This is a genomic window from Bacillus sp. FSL K6-0994 (assembly GCF_038630815.1).
Lineage (GTDB): Bacteria > Bacillota > Bacilli > Bacillales > Bacillaceae > Bacillus > Bacillus safensis.
Window position 1 is genome coordinate 1,462,788 of the sequence record NZ_CP152043.1, and the last position, 21,990, is coordinate 1,484,777.

General features: G+C 42.7%; 21 protein-coding genes. 20 read left to right on the forward strand and 1 reads right to left on the reverse strand.

Annotated elements, in window-relative coordinates:
• The first annotated feature begins 2 nt into the window (after nt 1-2).
• The 7 genes from rlmN to spoVM all read left to right on the forward strand — a co-directional run bounded on the left by rlmN (nt 3) and on the right by spoVM (nt 6,228).
• Entirely contained in the window at nt 3-1,085 is a 1,083-nt protein-coding gene (gene rlmN, locus MHB69_RS07480; RefSeq protein ID WP_024424208.1) for a 23S rRNA (adenine(2503)-C(2))-methyltransferase RlmN, read from the forward strand.
• A 3-nt stretch (nt 1,086-1,088) separates the two neighbouring features.
• Nucleotides 1,089-1,859, forward strand: a complete 771-nt coding sequence (locus tag MHB69_RS07485; protein WP_034281746.1) for a Stp1/IreP family PP2C-type Ser/Thr phosphatase — start codon at nt 1,089-1,091, stop codon at nt 1,857-1,859.
• The gene (pknB, locus tag MHB69_RS07490) at nt 1,853-3,808 is read left to right on the forward strand and encodes a Stk1 family PASTA domain-containing Ser/Thr kinase (protein WP_024426959.1); all 1,956 of its coding nucleotides are present in this window, start codon (nt 1,853-1,855) and stop codon (nt 3,806-3,808) included. The genes MHB69_RS07485 and pknB overlap by 7 nt, the downstream gene beginning before the upstream one ends.
• A gap of 12 nt (nt 3,809-3,820) precedes the next feature.
• Nucleotides 3,821-4,717, forward strand: a complete 897-nt coding sequence (rsgA, locus tag MHB69_RS07495) for a ribosome small subunit-dependent GTPase A (protein WP_342496124.1) — start codon at nt 3,821-3,823, stop codon at nt 4,715-4,717.
• Nucleotides 4,718-4,720: 3 nt separating this feature from the next.
• Nucleotides 4,721-5,371, forward strand: a complete 651-nt coding sequence (rpe, locus tag MHB69_RS07500) for a ribulose-phosphate 3-epimerase (RefSeq protein ID WP_252058025.1) — start codon at nt 4,721-4,723, stop codon at nt 5,369-5,371.
• Between the two features lie 60 nt (nt 5,372-5,431).
• Entirely contained in the window at nt 5,432-6,076 is a 645-nt protein-coding gene (locus MHB69_RS07505; protein ID WP_034281751.1) for a thiamine diphosphokinase, read from the forward strand.
• Between the two features lie 71 nt (nt 6,077-6,147).
• On the forward strand, nt 6,148-6,228 hold the full coding sequence (gene spoVM, locus MHB69_RS07510) for a stage V sporulation protein SpoVM (protein WP_008354550.1): 81 nt from the start codon (nt 6,148-6,150) through the stop codon (nt 6,226-6,228).
• A 72-nt stretch (nt 6,229-6,300) separates the two neighbouring features.
• Here the strand turns inward: spoVM and rpmB are convergent, their stop codons facing one another.
• A complete protein-coding gene (rpmB, locus tag MHB69_RS07515; RefSeq protein ID WP_003212514.1) occupies nt 6,301-6,489 on the reverse strand; it encodes a 50S ribosomal protein L28 in 189 nt (62 codons plus the stop codon).
• Nucleotides 6,490-6,760: 271 nt separating this feature from the next.
• Here rpmB and MHB69_RS07520 point away from each other — a divergent pair, with 271 nt between their 5' ends.
• The 13 genes from MHB69_RS07520 to ftsY all read left to right on the forward strand — a co-directional run bounded on the left by MHB69_RS07520 (nt 6,761) and on the right by ftsY (nt 21,882).
• A complete protein-coding gene (locus MHB69_RS07520; protein ID WP_008344871.1) occupies nt 6,761-7,123 on the forward strand; it encodes an Asp23/Gls24 family envelope stress response protein in 363 nt (120 codons plus the stop codon).
• Nucleotides 7,124-7,138: 15 nt separating this feature from the next.
• Nucleotides 7,139-8,812 (forward strand): DAK2 domain-containing protein, encoded by a 1,674-nt coding sequence (locus MHB69_RS07525; RefSeq protein WP_041117363.1) that lies wholly within the window; start codon nt 7,139-7,141, stop codon nt 8,810-8,812.
• A 148-nt stretch (nt 8,813-8,960) separates the two neighbouring features.
• Nucleotides 8,961-9,623 carry an L-serine ammonia-lyase, iron-sulfur-dependent subunit beta gene (sdaAB, locus tag MHB69_RS07530; RefSeq protein WP_024424201.1) on the forward strand — a complete coding sequence of 221 codons (663 nt, stop codon included), beginning with the start codon at nt 8,961-8,963 and terminating at the stop codon, nt 9,621-9,623.
• A gap of 20 nt (nt 9,624-9,643) precedes the next feature.
• Nucleotides 9,644-10,546 carry an L-serine ammonia-lyase, iron-sulfur-dependent, subunit alpha gene (gene sdaAA, locus MHB69_RS07535; RefSeq protein ID WP_024424200.1) on the forward strand — a complete coding sequence of 301 codons (903 nt, stop codon included), beginning with the start codon at nt 9,644-9,646 and terminating at the stop codon, nt 10,544-10,546.
• Nucleotides 10,524-12,572 (forward strand): ATP-dependent DNA helicase RecG, encoded by a 2,049-nt coding sequence (recG, locus tag MHB69_RS07540; RefSeq protein ID WP_342496125.1) that lies wholly within the window; start codon nt 10,524-10,526, stop codon nt 12,570-12,572. Before sdaAA ends, recG begins: the two co-directional genes overlap by 23 nt.
• A 112-nt stretch (nt 12,573-12,684) precedes the next feature.
• Complete coding sequence (fapR, locus tag MHB69_RS07545; protein WP_024424199.1) at nt 12,685-13,251, forward strand: transcription factor FapR; 567 nt, start codon at nt 12,685-12,687, stop codon at nt 13,249-13,251.
• Nucleotides 13,252-13,266: 15 nt separating this feature from the next.
• Nucleotides 13,267-14,265: a phosphate acyltransferase PlsX gene (plsX, locus tag MHB69_RS07550; RefSeq protein WP_034281756.1), complete on the forward strand. Its 999-nt coding sequence runs from the start codon at nt 13,267-13,269 to the stop codon at nt 14,263-14,265.
• Nucleotides 14,266-14,280: 15 nt separating this feature from the next.
• Nucleotides 14,281-15,225 (forward strand): ACP S-malonyltransferase, encoded by a 945-nt coding sequence (fabD, locus tag MHB69_RS07555; RefSeq protein WP_101677207.1) that lies wholly within the window; start codon nt 14,281-14,283, stop codon nt 15,223-15,225.
• Nucleotides 15,225-15,968, forward strand: a complete 744-nt coding sequence (fabG, locus tag MHB69_RS07560; RefSeq protein WP_024424196.1) for a 3-oxoacyl-[acyl-carrier-protein] reductase — start codon at nt 15,225-15,227, stop codon at nt 15,966-15,968. The genes fabD and fabG overlap by 1 nt, the downstream gene beginning before the upstream one ends.
• 81 nt (nt 15,969-16,049) lie before the next feature.
• Nucleotides 16,050-16,283 carry an acyl carrier protein gene (acpP, locus tag MHB69_RS07565; protein WP_008344853.1) on the forward strand — a complete coding sequence of 78 codons (234 nt, stop codon included), beginning with the start codon at nt 16,050-16,052 and terminating at the stop codon, nt 16,281-16,283.
• Nucleotides 16,284-16,464: 181 nt separating this feature from the next.
• Nucleotides 16,465-17,208: a ribonuclease III gene (rnc, locus tag MHB69_RS07570; RefSeq protein ID WP_034281759.1), complete on the forward strand. Its 744-nt coding sequence runs from the start codon at nt 16,465-16,467 to the stop codon at nt 17,206-17,208.
• Nucleotides 17,209-17,313: 105 nt separating this feature from the next.
• On the forward strand, nt 17,314-20,874 hold the full coding sequence (smc, locus tag MHB69_RS07575) for a chromosome segregation protein SMC (RefSeq protein WP_268480796.1): 3,561 nt from the start codon (nt 17,314-17,316) through the stop codon (nt 20,872-20,874).
• A 21-nt stretch (nt 20,875-20,895) separates the two neighbouring features.
• Nucleotides 20,896-21,882, forward strand: a complete 987-nt coding sequence (ftsY, locus tag MHB69_RS07580) for a signal recognition particle-docking protein FtsY (protein WP_342496126.1) — start codon at nt 20,896-20,898, stop codon at nt 21,880-21,882.
• Nucleotides 21,883-21,990: the final 108 nt, after the last annotated feature.

A 21,990-nucleotide genomic window follows, 5' to 3' on the forward strand; every position in this document is an offset into this window, starting at 1 on the left:
AAATGACAGAACAAAAAGTAAGAAAAGAACTGAAGACAGAAATGCCGTCGATCTACTCATTTGAGCTTCACGAAATGAAAGAATGGTTAAAAGAACAAGGCGAAAAGCCTTTCCGCGCAGCCCAAATTTTCGAGTGGCTTTATGAGAAACGTGTGACATCCTTTGACGATATGTCTAACCTTTCAAAGGATTTAAGAGAAAAATTAAAAAATCAATTTGCGATCACCACATTAAAAACCGTGATCAAACAAACGTCTCAAGACGGAACGATCAAGTTTTTATTTGAATTACATGATGGCTATACGATTGAAACAGTGCTGATGCGCCACGAATACGGCAACTCTGTCTGTGTCACAACTCAGGTTGGCTGCCGAATTGGCTGTACATTCTGTGCATCTACACTTGGCGGGTTAAAACGAAATCTTGAAGCAGGAGAAATCGTTGCTCAAGTATTGAAAGTGCAGCAGGCACTTGACGAAACAGATGAGAGAGTCAGCTCGGTTGTCATCATGGGAATTGGCGAACCGTTTGATAACTTTGACGAAATGCTTGCTTTCCTTAAAATCATCAACCATGACAACGGCTTAAATATTGGTGCGCGTCATATTACAGTGTCGACAAGCGGAATCATTCCAAAGATCTATCAATTCGCTGATGAGCAAATGCAAATCAATTTTGCTGTCTCTCTGCATGCACCGAACACAGAGATCAGAAGCCGTCTGATGCCAATCAATAAGGCATATAAGCTGCCGAAATTAATGGAAGCCATTGAATACTACATTCAAAAAACGGGTAGACGTGTCAGCTTTGAATACGGCCTGTTTGGCGGAGTAAATGATCAAGTTCATCATGCAGAAGAGCTTGCAGACTTATTAAAAGGAATCAAGTGCCACGTGAACCTCATTCCGGTGAACTATGTACCGGAAAGGGATTATGTAAGAACACCGAGAGAACAAATCTTCCTATTTGAAAAAACGTTGAAAGAACGCGGCGTAAACGTAACAATTAGACGAGAGCAAGGCCATGATATTGATGCTGCTTGCGGTCAGCTAAGAGCGAAGGAGCGTCAGGAAGAGACGAGGTGACGAATGTTGATAAGGGCAGCCTTTCAAACCGATACAGGAAAAGTCCGTCAGCATAATGAAGATGATGCAGGTATTTTTGAAGCAAAAGAAGACACCCTTCTAGCTGTTGTAGCAGATGGAATGGGAGGTCATCTTGCTGGTGATGTCGCCAGCAGGATGGCCGTCTCTTCTTTAAAAGAATACTGGGAAGAAACATCTTCAATTCCAGCAAAACCAGCAGAGCAAGAAAGCTGGTTAATCTCAAAAATAAGTGACATTAATGATCAAGTATATGAACATGCGAAAAACAATGAGGAGTGCCAAGGAATGGGGACGACCATTGTTTGTGCGCTCGTTCATTTGCAAACGGTCACAATTGCCCATATTGGAGACAGCCGCTGCTACTTGCTGAGAGAAGGAGCACTGACCCAGCTAACGGATGACCATTCACTTGTAAATGAGCTTGTGAAAACAGGTGAAATTTCTAAAGAGGATGCAGAATATCATCCAAGAAAAAACGTGCTCACAAAAGCTTTAGGAACAGATAAACACGTTCAAATTGATGCACATACTTTTGAAGTAGACCCAGGAGATCAAATCCTGCTTTGCTCAGATGGTTTATCCAATAAAGTAGAAGAAGAGAATTTGATTCATATTTTAACGCAAACGACCGCACCAGATGAAAAAGTAACAGCATTAATCCAAACAGCGAATGACAACGGCGGTGAAGATAACATTACAGCAGTATTGTTAGAAATCTCCTCCCAGCCAGAGGAGGGTGACAGCAAGTGTTGATCGGAAAACGGATCAGCGGCCGTTATCAGATTCTTCGCGTCATAGGCGGAGGCGGAATGGCAAACGTTTATTTGGCGGAGGACATGATTTTAGATCGCGAAGTTGCGATTAAAATTTTGCGCTTTGACTTTGCAAGCGATGATGATTTTATTAGACGTTTCCGGCGCGAGGCGCAATCAGCCGCAAGCTTAGATCATTCAAATATTGTCAGCATCTACGATGTAGGGGAAGAAGATGACATTTATTATATTGTCATGGAATATGTCGAGGGGATGACGCTGAAAGAATACATACACGCCAATGGCCCGCTTCATCCGAAAGAAGCCGTTCGCATTATGGAGCAAGTCGTTGCGGCAATGGAAGAAGCCCATGCAAAGCAGCTCGTCCACCGGGACATTAAGCCTCACAATATATTAATAGACAACATGGGGAATATTAAAGTCACTGATTTTGGGATTGCCATTGCACTCAGCTCAGCGACCATCACCCACACAAATTCGGTTCTAGGATCCGTGCACTATTTGTCTCCAGAGCAAGCCCGCGGAGGTCTTGCGACGAAAAAGTCAGACATCTATTCACTTGGAATTGTGCTCTATGAACTCATTTCTGGACGCATGCCATTTGAAGGGGAATCAGCTGTCAGTGTTGCGCTGAAGCATTTGCAATCAGAGCCGCCATCTGTAAGAAGGTGGAATCCTTCTGTTCCACAAAGCGTGGAAAACATCATTTTAAAGGCAATGGCCAAAGATCCATTTTATCGATATGAAGATGCATCTGAAATGCAAAAAGATCTGCAAACTGCTTTCGACCCTTCAAGACTAAAAGAAAAACGCTTTGTCATTGAAGAGGATCATGAAGCAACGAAAGCGATCCCAATCATTCAAGATCATCAAGTCGATCAAGACAATGAAAAAACAGCTGTCCATCCGGTGCAAAAACCGAAGAAAAAAGAGAAACAAAAGCCGAAAAAGAAACGAAAAAAATGGCCTTGGGTTGTGGCATCCATCCTGTTTATTCTAACTGCTGCGACCATTTTAGCTATCACTGTGTTTCCCGGACTGCTCTTTCCAAAAGATGTTGAGGTCTCTGATGTATCTGGCATGACGATTGAAAAAGCAGAGGACACCTTGAAGAAAGCCGGCTTTACCGTCGCCTCTGAACCAATTGAGATCGCTGATGAAAAAATTGAAAAAGGGCTTGTCGTCAAAACAGACCCGAAAATCGGCACAAAGGTAAAAGAAGGAACCGAGATTCAGCTTTACCAAAGTACTGGCAAAGAAAAGACCGAATTACCTGATGTAACAGGTGAAAAGGTTGATAAAGCAAAAGAATTATTAGAGAAAAAAGGGTTTAAGCAAGTTGTTGTGGAGGAAGTAAATGATAATGACACCGAATCTGGGATTGTCATGGAACAGAAACCTTCAGCGAGTACTGAGCTTGTGGCAGCAGATGAAGAAGTGACGTTGACGGTCAGCATAGGTCCTGCCGATATTACATTGCGGGATTTAACGACATATAGTAAACAGGCTGCATCGAATTATTTAGAGGATAACGGATTAAAGCTTGATGAAAAAGAAGCGTATTCTGATGATGTGCCAAAAGGTGAGGTGATGAAGCAGGAACCAGGAGCTGGTACTGCTGTGAAACCAGGTGATACGGTTAAAATCACCTTCTCACTTGGACCGAAGAAAAAACCGGCTAAAACGGTGACTGAGAAGATTGCCATCCCGTATGAACCAGTAACTGAAGGGCAAGAAATGACCGTTCAGATTTCCATTGACGATGCTGAGCATAGCATTTCTGATTCATATGAAACCTTTAACATCACTGCACCAACTGAACGGACCATTAAATTTAAGATTGAACCAGGTCAAAAAGGATACTATCAAGTGACAGTTGATGATAAGGTCGTAAGCTCTAAAACAATCGAATACCCTGACGATGAATAAAGGAGGGACTTTATGCCTGAGGGCAAAATTATTAAAGCATTAAGCGGATTTTATTATGTGCTCGATGAGTCTCTAGAAAGTGGAAAAGTGATTCAGTGCAGAGCGAGAGGCATTTTTCGGAAAAACAAAATCACACCTCTTGTTGGAGATTATGTTGTATATCAAGCGGACAACGATAAAGAAGGCTACTTATTAGAAGTAAAAGAGCGGACAAACGAACTTGTTCGTCCGCCTATTAGTAACGTCGATCAAGCGGTGCTCGTTTTCTCTGCGACAGAACCGACCTTTAGCACATCGCTTTTAGACAGATTTCTAGTGCTGGTGGAAGCAAATGATATTAAGCCGATTATCTGTATCACAAAAATGGACTTATTGAAAACAGATGAAGAGCGTGAAAGTATTCAAGGCTATGCAGAGGACTACCGGCAAATTGGGTATGATGTTCATGTAACATCCACGATCGAGGGAGACGGAATTGAAAAGCTGACCCCGCATTTTCACAATAAAATCACTGTATTTGCCGGTCAGTCTGGTGTAGGTAAGTCCTCTCTTTTAAATGCGATGAGTCCTGATTTGGCGCTGAAAACCAATGATATTTCCTCTCATCTTGGAAGGGGGAAGCATACGACAAGACATGTCGAACTCATTCGTACAGCAGAAGGGCTCATTGCAGATACACCTGGCTTTAGCTCACTCGAATTTACCGGCATCGAAGCGGAAGATTTAGGCCTTTACTTTTTAGAAATTAAAGAGCGGAGTGCAGATTGTAAGTTTAGAGGCTGTCTGCACGTGAAAGAGCCTGGCTGTGCGGTAAAAAGCGCGGTCGAACAAGAGCAAATCAGAGCGTATCGCTATCAGCATTATTTAGAGTTTTTAACTGAAATCAAAGACAGAAAGCCGAGGTACTAACTCATGGTTTATATTGCCCCTTCCATTTTATCAGCAGATTTCGCCAATTTGGAGAAAGATATCCGTGATGTGGAACAAGGCGGAGCGGATTACATTCATATCGACGTGATGGACGGCCATTTTGTACCGAATATTACATTTGGGCCGAATGTTGTGGAAGCGATCAGACCGCATACAAAGCTGCCGCTCGATGTTCACTTAATGATTGAGCAGCCAGACCGGTATATTCCTGCATTCGCAAAAGCAGGTGCTGACATTATTTCTGTCCATGTAGAAGCTTGTCCGCACTTGCACAGAACGATACAACACATAAAAGAACAAGGCGTAAAAGCAGGCATCGTCTTGAACCCGCACACACCTGTTTCTCAGATTGAGCATGTATTAGAGGATGTAGACCTTATCTTATTCATGACGGTGAATCCTGGTTTTGGCGGACAGGCGTTTATTCCATCTGTCCTCACGAAGGTAAAAGAAGTGAAGACCCTTAGCGAACAAAAGGGCTTATCAGACTTACTCATAGAAATAGACGGCGGTGTCAATGTAGAGACTGCAAAGAGCTGTAAAGAGGCGGGCGCTAACTTACTTGTGGCCGGCTCAGCGGTATACGGTAAAGACAACCGTGCAGCAGCCATTCAGGCCATTCGAGAAGCGTAAAAAAAGGAACCAAAGTCACTCTGATCTTTGGTTCTTTTTACATGGAGAGGAGCGTATATCATGCACATACATATCGTAGCCGGCGGTCCTTTTGATTACATCCCGCCCCTTGAACATGAAGCATCACAGGACGATATTCTCTGGGTCGGTGTAGACCGGGGGACGCTCTTTTTACTAGAGCACGGCATCATGCCTGCCAAGGCTTTTGGTGATTTTGACAGTGTGACAGAAGAAGAGCTTTGCGAGCTGAAAAAGAAATTGCCTGCCTTGAATGTATTTCAGGCTGAAAAAGATGAAACCGATTTAGAGCTTGCGCTGAACTGGGCCATGCGCCAGCACCCTGCGCATATTCACATTTACGGCATTACAGGAGGAAGGGCTGATCACTTTCTTGGAAATATTCACCTTCTATATCAAGGCATTCAGCACAAGCAGAACATCACTCTTGTAGATAAGCAAAATATCATTCAAATGTTTGGACCTGGTACATACGAAATAAAAGAAGACCCTGATAAAAAATATGTGTCGTTTCTGCCCTTTGGTACATCGGTTGAAAAGCTGACATTAAAAGGTTTCAAATATCCTCTGAAAAATTGTCATATTGAGCCTGGTTCCACACTATGTATTAGTAACGAACTCATCCACTCAAATGGTACTTTTTCTTTTCATGAAGGCATATTAATAATGGTAAGAAGCAAAGATTGACCAACCTATCAATGTGGATGGCTGATTAAGCTCAATTGTGCTGCAAGCGGTACTTTTAGGAGGGGGACAAAATGAAATTTTATACAATCAAACTGCCTAGATTTCTTGGCGGCATTGTCCGTGCGATGCTTGGTTCATTTAAAAAAGATTAATGAGTAATCTCCTTTATTTCCACATAAAAACGCCTGCTACAGTTTATTGTAGCAGGCGTTTACTCTTCTTGCTTATACACGCTCAACTTTACCAGATTTCAAAGCTCGAGCTGATACATATACTCTTTTAGGCTTACCGTCCACTAGAATACGAACTTTTTGAAGGTTCGCGCCCCATGTACGTTTTGTAGAGTTCATTGCGTGAGAACGGTTGTTCCCAGCTTTTGTTTTTCTGCCTGTAATAACGCATTTACGTGCCATTTGTTTCCCTCCTAACTGCGAAAACATCATCATATTCTTCATATACGTACTTAGAGATGCCTCAAGATACTTTAATAATTTACCACAGCTTCAAGGGGTTTGCAAGGATTGTTTACTCCTCTTTCAAGAAAAATACCTTGACATCTTGATAAAAAATCGAGGCTATAGTATAAGTAGGATTGGGTCGGATTGAATGATTTCTTTTAAAAAGAAGGGTCTTATAGTAAAATAGTGATAACTCAGGGCAATTTCTCAAAAAGGGGGAACCAATGTGTCCATTGAACTTAGAACGAAATACGGACAAATTGATATATCAAATGAAGTCATTGCAATGGTGGCAGGAGGCGCTGCGATCGATTGCTATGGTATTGTTGGCATGGCGTCCAAAAACCAAATTAAGGACGGCTTGACGGATATTCTCCGCAAAGAGAACTTCAGCCGGGGTGTTCTTGTGCGTCAGAAAGAAGACCGCATTCATATTGATATGTACATCATCGTCAGCTACGGTACAAAAATATCAGAAGTCGCACATAATGTTCAAACGAAAGTCAAATATACGATTCATCATACAATTGGACTTTCTGTTGACTCGGTCAACATTTATGTACAAGGAGTAAAAGTTACGAACCCGTAGTAAGGAGGAAATATATTGTCTATTAGAAATCTTGATGGCCGCTCATTTGCAAAAATGATTCTTGCAGGTGCTCACCATCTTTCTCAAAACGCACAAATTGTGGATGCGTTAAATGTTTTTCCAGTGCCAGACGGAGACACGGGGACAAATATGAATTTGTCGATGACTTCAGGGGCAAAAGCAGTTGAAGAAACAAACACCGATCATATTGGGAAGGTCGGCGTGGCCCTGTCAAAAGGGTTATTGATGGGCGCAAGAGGAAACTCTGGCGTGATCCTGTCACAGCTCTTTAGAGGTTTCAGTAAACATATTGAACAAAAAGAAACAATTGATGCAAAAGAATTTGCTCTTGCCTTACAGGCGGGTGTTGATACAGCATATAAAGCCGTGATGAAACCGATTGAAGGAACGATCTTAACAGTTGCAAAGGATGCAGCAAAGAAAGCGGTTGCTGTTTCAGCAGCAGAGGATCAAATTGACCGCGTTCTAGAGTTAACGATTGAGGAAGCAAGAGCATCACTTGATCGAACGCCAGATCTGCTTCCTGTCTTAAAAGAAGTGGGTGTTGTCGATAGTGGAGGTAAAGGACTTCTATGCGTATATGAAGGTTTCCTTGCTTCATTAAGAGGTGAAGAGCTTCCTCCTAAATCGGCTTCTTTACCTACGCTAAAAGAACTCGTTAGTGCAGAGCATCATAAAAGTGCACAAAGCCATATGAACACAGAAGATATCGAATTTGGCTACTGTACTGAATTTATGGTGAAATTTGAAGAAGACAAACAGTCCTTTGATGAGAATGCCTTCAGAGAAGACTTAAGTGAATTCGGAGATTCACTTCTTGTGGTGTCTGACGATACACTGGCGAAAGTTCATATTCATGCCGAGCAGCCAGGAGATGTTTTATCATATGCACAGCGCTACGGCAGCTTGATTAATATGAAAATTGAAAACATGAGAGAGCAGCATAGCTCAATCGTGAACGAAGAAAGAGAACATGTGCCTACTGCACCAAAAGCACCTGCTGCTGAAAAACAGCGCTTTGGTGTGGTCAGTGTCGCAATGGGAGAAGGAATTGCTGACTTGTTCAAAAGCATCGGAGCTTCCGTCGTCATTGAAGGCGGGCAGACGATGAATCCGAGCACAGAAGACATTGTCACAGCAATAGAAAGCGTACATGCCGAAACCGTCTTTATCTTACCTAATAATTCTAATATTGTCATGGCAGCTAAACAGGCGGCAACTGTCTCAAACCGTGAGGTCGTTGTCATTCCGACGAAGACCGTTCCTCAAGGAATGTCGGCACTTCTTTCTCTCAATGAAGCAGCTTCAAATGAAGACAATGAAAGAGCGATGCTAGAAGCGATTGACCATGTGAAAAGCGGGCAAATTACCTTTGCAGTAAGAGATACTCAAATTGATGGAATCGACATTGCGAAAGGTGACTATATGGGTCTGTTCAACGGGAAAATCACGTTAACAGCGAAAAATCAATTAGATGCAGCAAAAGAACTTCTAACCAAAATGGTGACAGAAGATGATGAGATTGTCACCATCATTAAAGGAGAAGATGCATCATCTGATGAGCTGGATGTGTTACAAGCCTTTATTGAAGAAACATTTGAAGATGTAGAAGTTGAAGTCCACGATGGAAAACAGCCGCTTTATTCATATATTTTAGCGGTTGAATAACGAAAGAAGGGCAAATAAAGCCCTTCTTCTTCTTTTGCAATTTTTTACTAGCCATTCAACGGTGAAATGAGTTGCGGGAAACGAATGAATCCATTAGTCTAAAGAAAGAACCAAACCATACGCGAGTGGTGATGAGAGGGGAAGACCTATGAAATTTAGAAGTGTGTTTGATATTATTGGACCTGTCATGATTGGGCCATCAAGTTCGCACACAGCGGGTGCGGCTCGTATAGGGAGAGTAGCCCGCAGCTTATTTGGAAGAGAACCGAAACGAATTGTCGTTTCATTTTATGGTTCTTTTAAAGATACGTATAAAGGACACGGTACAGATGTCGCCATTATCGGCGGTGTTCTTGACTTTGATACATTTGATGAACGAATCAAAACAGCGATTGATATTGCAAAAAGCAAAGAGATTGACATTGAATTTAAAGAAGAAGAGGCGGTGCCGGCGCATCCGAATACAGCAAAAGTAGAGATTTCAGATGCGAACGGAAGCCTTGAACTAATCGGGATTTCCATCGGCGGAGGTAAAATTGAAATCACAGAATTAAATGGCTTTGAGCTCAGGCTCTCAGGGAATCATCCTGCTATTCTTGTGGTTCATAACGATCGCTACGGGACGATTGCGGCAGTTGCCAATGTCTTAGCGAAATTCGCCATCAACATCGGTCATATGGAAGTGGCGCGTAAAGATGTCGGGCAAGAGGCACTGATGACGATTGAAGTAGATCAAAATATTGACCCAGCTGTCCTATCAGAGCTAGAAACGCTGCCAAACATTATTCAAGTCACACAAATTGCAGAGTAACAACAAGGAGGTTATGAATGATGTTTAAAAACGTCAAAGAACTCGTGCAGCTAACAGAAGAACGGAATACCTCCATTTCAGAAATTATGATTGTGCAAGAAATGGAAGTGACAGGGAAGTCACGTGAGGAAATTTTCTCCCAGATGTACCGCAACCTAGAAGTGATGGAGCAGGCCGTTGAAAATGGGCTGAAGGGTGTGAAATCATTATCAGGCTTAACAGGCGGAGATGCAGTCAAACTTCAAGCCTATATCGCATCAGGCAAAACACTGTCTGGTCATACGATATTAGATGCTGTCAGTAAAGCAGTTGCAACAAATGAAGTCAATGCTGCAATGGGAACCATTTGTGCCACGCCTACAGCAGGCTCAGCAGGTGTTGTACCAGGTACGTTATTTGCAGTAAAAGAAACATTAAAGCCAACAAAGGAACAAATGGTCAGATTCCTATTTACTTCTGGCGCATTTGGTTTTGTTGTGGCGAATAACGCCAGCATTTCCGGTGCAGCAGGCGGCTGTCAGGCAGAGGTAGGTTCTGCATCAGGGATGGCGGCAGCAGCTATTGTCGAGATGGCAGGCGGGACACCGCAGCAATCTGCAGAAGCGATGGCGATTACACTGAAAAATATGCTTGGACTTGTTTGTGATCCTGTAGCGGGACTTGTCGAGGTACCGTGCGTGAAACGAAATGCAATGGGTGCATCTAACGCCATGATTGCAGCAGACATGGCTCTTGCCGGCATCACAAGCCGCATTCCATGTGATGAAGTCATTGATGCGATGTACAAAATCGGTCAAACGATGCCAACGGCTCTTCGCGAAACAGCCCAAGGCGGTCTCGCAGCGACACCGACAGCAAGAGAGCTTGAAAAGAAGATTTTCGGAGGTGTGACCTCATCTCGTGATACAGAAACTGCAAGATAATGTCTCTGTCCTGAAGGGGATTGGAGAGGAAACCGAAAAAACACTCAATGAACTTGGAATCTACACAGTAGCCGATTTACTCGGCTACTTTCCTTATCGATATGACGACTATGAGCTTCGTAACTTAGAAGAAGTAAGGCATGACGAACGTGTCACAGTTGAAGGAAAAGTACATAGTGAGCCCGTTCTCACCTATTATGGCAAAAAACGAAGCAGGCTGACATTCAGGCTGCTTGTCGGGCGTTTTCTCATTACGGCGATTTGTTTCAATCGCCCGTATTTAAAACGAAGCCTTGTGTTAGGTGGTACAGTTTCCGTCACAGGAAAATGGGATAAAAACCGTCAATCTATCATGGTGCAGGAATTTAAAAAAGGGACGCACGAGCAAGATGGCAGTATAGAGCCCGTTTATTCAGTAAAAGAAAATGTGACCGTGAAAATGATGAGGCGCTTTGTAAAGCAAGCCTTGTCACTTTATGCAGACAAAGCTGAAGATCCATTGCCAAAGCAGCTTGTTTCTGCCTATAAACTCATGTCCTATCAGGAAGCATTAAAAACCATTCATCTCCCAGAAACAAGAGACTCGCTCAAGCAAGCAAGACGCCGTTTTGTGTACGAGGAATTTCTCATCTTTCAGCTGAAGATGCAGGCGATTAGAAAGAAAGAACGAGAGAGAACATCAGGCATCCAGCATCCGTTTTCCAAAGAGGCAGTTTTTGAGTTTGTTGACAGCCTGCCATTTCCGCTGACGAAGGCACAATCAAGAGTGCTTGATGAAATCATGTCGGACATGGCGTCTCCATATCGAATGAACCGGCTGCTCCAAGGAGATGTAGGTTCAGGGAAAACAGCTGTTGCGGCCATTGCGCTTTATGCCGCTCATTTATCAGGTTTTCAAGGTGCATTAATGGTCCCAACAGAAATTTTGGCAGAACAGCATGCCGATTCACTTTACCAGCTGTTTGAAAAATGGGGGCTGAATATTGCCCTTTTGACAAGCTCTGTGAAAGGAAAGCGACGCAGAGAATTGCTTGAACGTTTAAAAGAAGGCGAGATTGACATATTAGTCGGCACGCACGCACTCATTCAAGACGAAGTCGAATTTCAACAGCTCGGTCTTGTCATCACAGATGAGCAGCACCGGTTTGGCGTAGAGCAGCGGAAAAAACTAAGAAGCAAGGGGCAGGACCCGGATGTCTTGTTTATGACGGCCACACCTATTCCGCGAACACTTGCGATCACTGTCTTTGGAGAAATGGACGTCTCCGTCATTGATGAATTGCCAGCTGGCAGAAAACAAATCGAAACGTATTGGGTGAAGCATGACATGCTTGAGAGAATTCTTGCTTTTGTTGATAAAGAGCTGAGAAAAGGCAGACAGGCATATATTATTTGTCCGCTCATTGAAGAATCAGACAAGCTTGATGTCCAAAATGCGCTTGATGTCCATAGCATGCTCACTGAGGCATACCGCGGCAAGTGGTCGATTGGCTTAATGCATGGGAAGCTGGCGAGTGATGAAAAAGATCAGGTCATGAGAGCCTTTACCGCAAATGATGTACAAATTCTCGTTTCAACCACAGTCGTTGAAGTCGGGGTCAACGTACCGAATGCAACCATCATGGTCATTTATGATGCAGACCGCTTCGGACTGTCTCAGCTTCATCAGCTAAGAGGCCGGGTCGGACGAGGAGAGCATCAATCATTTTGTATTTTAATGGCTGATCCGAAGTCAGAAACGGGGAAAGAGCGGATGCGGATTATGTCCGAAACAACCGATGGCTTTGAATTGTCTGAAAAGGACTTAGAACTAAGAGGACCTGGCGACTTCTTCGGTAAAAAACAAAGCGGGATGCCAGAATTTAAGGTAGCAGATATGGTTCATGACTATAGAGCACTGGAAACGGCTAGAAAAGATGCAGCAGACCTTGTCCAATCGGACGCCTTTTGGACTGAGCCCGAATACAAAGAACTCCGGCAAACGCTGATAGACAGTGGTGTGCTGGGCGGAGATAAATTAAGCTGATCAAACGCTGGAGGAATTTTCTTGTCTTTTTGAAACAAGGATTGATTTATCATCTATGAGATTATATACTACTATTAGTACCTAGTCATAAATGTACGGATGGTGTCTGCATATGAAACTAAATAAAAAAGAACGTCAAAAGCTTCTCCAGCAAACGATCAGCTCGACTCCATTCATTACTGATGAAGAATTGGCAAGTAAATTCGGTGTCAGCATACAAACGGTTCGTCTTGATCGTTTAGAGCTGTCGATCCCTGAATTACGCGAAAGAATTAAGCATGTGGCCGAAAAGACATTAGAGGATGAAGTAAAGTCACTTCCACTGGATGAAGTGATTGGAGAAATGATTGATGTAGAGCTTGATGACCAAGCCATTTCCATTTTAGAAGTGAGAAAAGAGCATGTATTCAGCCGAAACCAAATTGCCAGGGGACATCATCTCTTCGCCCAGGCAAATTCGCTGGCAGTTGCCGTCATCGACGATGAACTGGCTTTGACAGCAAAAGCGAATATCAGGTTTACAAGGCAGGTGAAACAAGGCGAAAGAGTCGTCTCTAAAGCCAAAGTAGCCTCACATGATAAAGAAAAAGGAAGAACCGTAGTTGAAGTAAACAGCTATGTTGGTGAGGAAGTTGTCTTTTCAGGTGACTTCGTCATGTATCGCTCAAAACAAAAGTAAAAGGTGGCACGTAATATGAGAATTGCAGTCGATGCAATGGGGGGAGATCATGCCCCTAAAGCCATTATTGACGGTGTGCAAAAAAGCTTAACAGCATTTTCAGATATCGAGATTACACTTGTCGGCGATGAAAACAAAATCAAACCATACATAACAAACAACGACCGCATCACGATTTTAGATGCAAAAGAAGTGATTGAACCGACGGATGAACCAGTGCGTGCAGTTAGACGTAAAAAGGATTCATCTATGGTGAAAATGGCGCAGGAAGTATCCGAGGGACGAGCAGATGCCTGCATCTCAGCAGGAAATACTGGCGCCCTCATGACAGCTGGACTGTTTATCGTAGGCAGAATTGACGGTATTGACAGACCGGCACTTGCCCCAACCTTGCCAACACTGGATGGCAGCGGCTTCTTGTTACTAGATGTTGGTGCCAACGTTGATGCTAAACCAGAACATCTCGTGCAATATGCCATGATGGGATCAATCTACGCAGAGCGTGTCTTCCCAAAGAGCAATCCGCGTGTTGGACTGTTAAATGTAGGAACAGAAGATAAAAAAGGCAACGATTTAACGAAAAAAACCTTTGAATTATTAAAAGCATCAGATTTGAATTTCGTAGGAAATGTAGAGTCTCGTGACTTATTAGAAGGTGTTGCTGACGTTGTTGTCACAGATGGTTTCACTGGAAATATTGCGCTTAAAACGATTGAGGGCACAGCCCTTTCTGTCTTTAAAATGCTGAAAGAAACATTAACATCCAGTTTTACAGCAAAAATAGCAGCAGGCATGATGAAGCCAAAATTAATGCAGATGAAATCTAAAATGGATTACTCCGAATATGGCGGTGCCGCTTTATTTGGTTTAAAGGCACCTGTCATTAAAGCGCACGGCTCCTCTGACGAAAATGCCATTTTCCATGCAATTCGTCAGGCACGTGATATCGTAGAAAAAGACGTTTCAGCCATCATTCATCAAGAAGTCCAAAAAGAAACAACGAATGAGTCTTAATGGAGGTAAAGCAGCATGACTAAAATTGCATTTTTATTCCCTGGCCAAGGCTCTCAAAAAATTGGCATGGGAAAAGATTTATTTGACCAAGAAGCAGTATCTAAAGCTGTTTTTGAAGAAGCAGACAAGACCCTCGGGTTTGACTTATCTTCTCTGATTTTTGAAGGGGATGCAGAAGAACTGACGCTCACCTTTAACGCGCAGCCAGCTCTTTTAACGACAAGTATCGCCATCTTAAAGAAATTTGAAGAGAGCGGAATCAAAGCAGATTATACAGCAGGACACAGTCTTGGCGAATACACGGCCCTCGTTGCAGCAGGCGCACTTTCGTTTAAAGATGCTGTTTATGCAGTCAGAAAGCGCGGAGAATTAATGAATGAAGCTGTTCCAGCAGGAGAAGGCGCCATGGCAGCAATTCTTGGCTTAGACAAAGCGGCACTTGAAGAAGTGACAAAAGAAGTGACAGAGAGCGGTCACCTTGTAGAGCTCGCTAACTTAAACTGTCCTGGTCAAATCGTGATATCTGGTACAGCAAAAGGGGTAGAACTTGCTTCAGAGAAAGCGAAAGAAAAAGGCGCAAAACGTGCAATTGCCCTTGAAGTGAGCGGACCTTTCCATTCTGCATTAATGAAACCAGCCGCTGAAAAATTTACGGATGTTTTGTCAAAGCTGGATATTGCGGATGCGAAAACACCGGTCATCTCAAATGTAACAGCAGACATCGTGACTTCCCGAGATGAAATTGAGACAAAACTGATTGAACAACTGTATTCTCCTGTTCGTTTTGAAGAAAGTGTGGAACGCCTTATTGATTTAGGCGTCACAACATTTATTGAAATTGGTCCTGGCAAAGTGCTTTCAGGTCTTGTGAAAAAAGTGAATCGCCGCCTGACGACGATTTCCGTTTCAGATCAAGAAACAATTGAAGCAGCCATTCAAACATTGAAGGAGGATTCTTGATGCTTACAAATAAAACAGCCGTTGTAACAGGAGCATCACGCGGGATTGGCCGATCCATCGCGATTGATTTAGCGAAAAGTGGTGCAAATGTTGTCGTGAACTATTCTGGAAACGAAGCAAAAGCAAATGAAGTCGTAGATGAAATCAAAGCACTCGGCCAGCAGGCATTTGCTGTGAAAGCTGATGTCTCAAATGCTGAAGAAGTACAAGCCATGATGAAACAAGCGATTGATACCTTTGGTTCAATTGACATTCTTGTGAATAATGCAGGGATCACAAAGGACAACCTGCTCATGAGAATGAAAGAGAATGAATGGGATGATGTCATTAACATAAACTTAAAAGGTGTTTTTAACTGTACAAAAGCTGTGACACGTCAAATGATGAAGCAAAGAAGCGGAAGAATTATCAATTTGGCTTCAGTCGTTGGTGTGTGTGGTAACCCTGGACAAGCAAACTATGTTGCAGCAAAAGCTGGTGTCATCGGATTAACGAAAACAACAGCAAAAGAGCTGGCAACCCGTCATATTACTGTTAATGCAGTAGCACCAGGCTTTATTTCAACAGATATGACAGACAAGCTTGATGAAAATGTACAGACGGAAATGCTCAAGCAAATTCCGCTCGCACGCTTTGGTGCACCTGAAGATATTAGCAACGTCGTTGTCTTTTTAGCTTCAGAAGGAGCAGGTTATATTACAGGCCAAACCATCCAAGTAGATGGCGGAATGGTCATGTCCTAAGAAATATCAAAATTTCATTCGGTTTTCTCTAGTTTTTTAAAAACAATTCAACTATAATACTTTGAGGGGAGGTGAAAGGCAATGGCAGACGTATTAGAGCGTGTATCAAAAATTATTGTAGACCGCCTTGGCGTTGATGAGGCTGACGTGAAAATGGAAGCTTCATTTAAAGAAGATTTAGGCGCTGATTCCCTTGATGTAGTTGAGCTAGTTATGGAACTTGAAGATGAGTTCGATATGGAAATTTCTGACGAAGATGCTGAAAAAATTGCAACAGTCGGTGACGCTGTGAACTACATAAATAACCAGCAATAAGTGTAACAAAGTCCCGTCTACTTTTGACGGGACTTTGAAAATTTATGTTAGTTTCAACACATTCAGCTGATCAATTGTCAGCCTTTTTCAGATGCTGGGAGCAATGTTTCCCTGCATGTAGAAAGAGAGACTCCATATAATCAGTATCCTTAAAGGCGATTACGCCTACCTGGAGGTTGCTATGCCAAAACAATATAAAGACAAACAGAAACAGAGCAAAAAACTAGAGCAATTTAGAGAATTCCAGCAGCGCATTTCTGTACAATTTAAAAATGAAAAGCTTCTATATCAAGCCTTTACCCATTCCTCTTATGTGAATGAACACCGGAAAAAGCCATACGAGGATAATGAAAGACTTGAATTTTTAGGAGATGCTGTTTTAGAATTGACCATCTCTCAATTTTTATTTGCAAAATATCCAGCGATGAGCGAGGGAGATTTAACGAAACTAAGAGCGGCGATCGTATGTGAACCGTCACTTGTATCACTAGCACATGAGCTGTCCTTCGGAGACCTTGTTCTTTTAGGAAAAGGCGAAGAAATGACAGGCGGCAGAAAACGCCCAGCACTCTTAGCGGACGTATTCGAGGCGTTTATCGGTGCACTTTATTTAGATCAGGGGCTTGAGCCGGTTGAACGTTTCCTAGAAGCGTACGTCTATCCGAAAATTAACGATGGAGCATTCTCGCACGTCATGGACTTTAAAAGCCAGCTGCAAGAATTTGTGCAGCGCGATGGAAAAGGTGTGCTCGAATACCGTATCCTGCATGAAAAAGGGCCTGCACATAACCGGGAATTTGAAGCAAATGTATCCCTTCGAGGTGAAGTGCTCGGAATTGGAAATGGACGCTCTAAAAAAGAAGCAGAACAGCACGCTGCACAGGAAGCACTTGCTAAATTGCAGAAACATCATATGAACCAATAAAATCCCCCTCGTTATTCAGGGGGATTTCACTCTGTTTTCCATCATCTTTTTTCACTTCATATGGTAAGATGATAGTACTTTAAATACATAAGGAGGATCACTCTCATGTTCCTCAAACGTTTAGACGTGATAGGATTCAAATCATTTGCACAGCGAGTGACCGTGGACTTTGTTAAAGGGGTCACAGCTGTGGTTGGACCAAACGGGAGCGGCAAAAGTAATATTACCGATGCTATCCGCTGGGTACTTGGAGAACAATCAGCGAAAAGCCTCCGCGGAGGAAAAATGGAAGATATCATTTTTGCAGGAAGTGACTCAAGAAAAAGAGTCAATCTAGCAGAGGTGACTTTAACATTAGATAACGAAGATCACTTTTTACCGATCGATTTTCACGAAGTCAGTGTGACAAGAAGGGTTTATCGTTCAGGAGAAAGTGAATTTCTCATAAACAATCAATCTGTCCGCTTAAAGGATATTATTGATCTTTTCATGGATTCAGGTCTTGGAAAGGAAGCTTTTTCCATCATCAGCCAAGGAAAGGTAGAGGAAATTCTATCAAGTAAGGCAGAAGAGAGAAGAAGCATCTTTGAAGAAGCGGCTGGCGTTTTGAAATATAAAACAAGAAAGAAAAAAGCCGAGAATAAACTGTTTGAAACGCAGGACAACTTAAACCGAGTAGAAGATATTCTGCATGAACTAGAAGATCAAGTAGAACCATTAAGAATGCAAGCATCCATTGCAAAGGACTATTTGCAAAAAAAAGAAGAGCTTGAAAATGTGGAAATTGCCTTAACTGTCCATGACATCGAAGCACTTCATGAAAAATGGACAACACTTGGTGAAGCAGTCGAGCGCTTCAAACAAGATGAAATGAAGCAGTCTACAGATATCCAAGCAAAAGAAGCCAAAATTGAAGAGTCGAGAGACCGCATTCAAGCGCTTGACGAATCAATTAATGACCTCCAAGAAGTTCTTCTTTTCACAAGTGAGGAATTAGAAAAGCTTGAAGGAAAAAAAGAAGTGCTAAAAGAGCGGAAAAAAAATGCGGCCGCAAACCAAGGACAGCTTGAGGAAACGCTCGTTCGTTTAACTGAAAAGCAAGCGCTGTTAACCGAAAAGATTGAGCAGCAGAAAATCACGCGTGACAGCCTGCAAAAAGAAGTGCAGCAGCTAAAAGATGAAGTGAACACAAAGCAGCATCAACTGTCGCTTCATAGTGAAGATGTGGAAGGTCAAATTGAACAGCTGAAAAGCGATTATTTTGATCTGCTCAATGAACAGGCTTCCATCCGTAATGAACGTAAATTACTAGAAGAACAGCAGCGCCAAGCTGCCATGCAGCTAGAGCGGCTGACGCAAAATAACCAAAAACATATCGAAGAACGAGTGTCTGTTAAAGAAAAGAAAACAGAAGCTGAGCAGCAGCTTTCAGCACTGGAAGAAGACATTCTAGCTCAAGTAAAACGCTTTAGAGAAGCAGAACAAAAGCTTGAGCAAATGAAACGTCAATACGAGAAAAAAGAAACGGCTCTTTACCAAGCCTATCAATACGTACAGCAGGCAAAATCCAAAAAAGAAATGCTTGAATCCATGCAGGAAGACTTCTCAGGCTTTTTCCAAGGAGTGAAAGAAGTCTTAAAGGCAAAAGAACGGTTAGGCGGTATTCATGGTGCCATTGCAGAGCTGATTCAAACGGATCAGCAGTATGAGACAGCGATTGAAATTGCGCTGGGTGCAGCCACGCAGCACGTCGTTACAGAAAATGAAGCAGCTGCGAGACAAGCGATTGGATACTTAAAGCAGCATTCCTTTGGACGTGCAACCTTCCTGCCAATGAACGTGATCAAAGAAAGAACCATTCAGCTCAGAGATGTTCAAACAGCAGAGCAGCATGCTGCATTTATCGGCATAGCGAGTCACCTCGTTTCCTTTGACGAAAAGTATCAAAAGGTGATTCAGAATTTGCTTGGAACTGTGCTGATCGTTAGAGACTTAAAAGGCGCCAATGAACTGGCGAAAATGCTTGGACATCGTTACCGCATCGTGACTCTTGATGGAGATGTCGTAAACCCCGGCGGTTCAATGACCGGTGGCGGCGTAAAGAAAAAGAACAACTCTCTTCTTTCAAGAAACCGGGAGATCGAAACGTTAACAAAGCAGCTCGTTGAAATGGAAGAGAAAACAACGATCCTTGAAAAGGAAACAAAAGAAACGAAGCAATTGATCGGAGCAAACGAAAGCCAATTAAACGAACTGCGTCAGCGCGGCGAAACGCTTCGTGAAAAGCAGCAAGATCTCAAAGGGAAGCTATACGAACTGCAAGTTGCAGAAAAAAATATCAATGCTCATCTTGAACTTTATGATCAAGAAAAAGAAGAATTGCAGCAGCGTTCTACTGAACTCGCGGAGAAGGACAAAAAGCAGGTCGCTCTTGAAGTCTCTATAGGTGAGAAACTGACGGCTCTTGATCAAGAAATCAATACATTAACAAAGCGTAAGCAGACGCAAAGCTCAACGAAAGAAACCATTTCTGCTGAATTAACTGAGCTGAAAATCTCGCTTGCCAAAAAAGAGCAGTCCTTAGCGAATGAACAAGAAAAGCTTTCGAGCTTAATGGCTGAATTAGAAGAAGCTGAACAGACGCTGATGGAAACAAAAGAAGATTTGTCACTCTTAACAAGTGAAATGTCATCTAGTTCAAGCGGAGCCGAACAACTGGAAGAAGCGGCGAAAGAGAAGCTGGAAAACAAAAACAAAACAACCGCACTCATTTCAGAGCGCCGTAAGCAGCGTCTCGCTCTTTCTGAAACATTAGAATTTGCTGAACGTGAGCTTAAAGAACAAAAACGTTTGTATAAGCAGCTCACCACAAGCTTAAAAGATGAAGAGATTAAGCTTGGCCGTATGGAAGTCGAGCTCGATAACCTGATCGCTTATTTGAACGATGAATATGCTCTTTCATTTGAAGGAGCAAAAGAGATGTATCAGTTGACGTTATCGCCAGATGAAGCAAGAAAACGAGTGAAGCTGATCAAACTAGCCATTGAAGAGCTTGGAACAGTAAACTTAGGCAGCATTGACGAGTATGAACGTGTGAATGAACGCTATCTCTTCTTAACAGAACAGCGAAATGATCTGACAGAAGCGAAAAATACATTATTCCAAGTCATCGAAGAAATGGATCAAGAGATGACAAAGCGTTTCTCTGAGACATTCTCTCAAATCCGCGGTCACTTTGAATCTGTTTTCCAAGCATTATTTGGCGGCGGAAGAGCAGATCTTAAACTGACAGATCCAAATGATTTACTCAACTCTGGCGTTGATATTGTCGCGCAGCCGCCAGGGAAAAAACTGCAAAACTTAAGCCTTCTTTCAGGCGGAGAGAGAGCCTTAACAGCGATCGCTTTACTATTCTCTATCTTAAAAGTGAGACCTGTTCCATTCTGCGTGTTAGATGAGGTAGAAGCGGCGCTTGATGAAGCAAATGTTTTCCGTTTTGCGCAATATTTAAAGAAATACAGCCAGGAAACACAGTTCATTGTCATTACGCACCGCAAGGGAACAATGGAAGAAGCCGATGTGCTTTACGGCGTGACCATGCAGGAATCAGGTGTTTCTAAGCTTGTATCTGTCAAACTAGAAGAAACGAAAGAGCTTGTCCAGTAATTAAAGGAGGTTTTTGAACCAATGAGCTTTTTTAAGAAATTAAAAGAAAAATTTACGCAGCAAACCGATTCAGTATCAGAAAAGTTTAAAGATGGACTCGAAAAAACGAGAAACTCCTTCCAAGGAAAAGTAAATGAACTGATTTCCCGCTACCGCAAAGTCGACGAAGACTTTTTTGAAGAGCTGGAAGAGGTTCTGATCGGCGCTGATGTCGGTTTCACAACTGTGATGGAACTGATTGATGAGCTGAAAAAAGAAGTGAAATTAAGAAACATTCAAGACCCAAGCGAAGTACAAGCGGTCATTTCTGAAAAACTGGTTGACATCTACAATAGCGGAGAGGAACAAATCTCTGCTCTGAACATTGAAGACGGGTGTTTGAATATCATTTTATTTGTAGGCGTCAACGGTGTTGGAAAAACAACGACTATCGGCAAGCTTGCAAACAAGCTGAAAAATGAAGGGAAATCCGTCATTTTAGCAGCAGGTGATACGTTCCGTGCCGGTGCCATCGAGCAGCTTGAAGTGTGGGGAGAACGTTCAGGTGTTCCTGTCGTCAAACAAACGGCAGGCTCTGATCCAGCAGCGGTGATCTATGATGCCGTTCAATCAGCAAAAGCGAAAAATGCGGATGTCCTCATCTGCGATACAGCAGGAAGACTTCAAAACAAAGTCAACTTGATGAAAGAACTGGAGAAGGTCAAGAGAGTCATTGAACGCGAGGTTCCAGATGCACCTCATGAAGTATTGCTCGCTCTTGATGCGACAACGGGTCAAAACGCAATGGCACAAGCTAAGGAATTTTCTAAAGCGACAAATGTGACAGGGATTGCTTTAACAAAGCTTGACGGTACTGCAAAAGGCGGAATTGTTCTTGCGATTCGAAATGAGCTGAACATTCCCGTGAAGCTTGTCGGTTTAGGTGAAAAGGTGGACGATCTGCAAGAGTTTGATGCAGAATCGTATGTGTATGGATTATTTTCAGACGTAATTGATCAACAAGACTAACAAAAAAATGCCGGCAAATCTGCTGGCATTTTATTTATGCGTAGCATCATGAAGTGACAAGATAAAAACTTGACACACAGAAGAGAACCGTGTAAACTTAGTTGATGT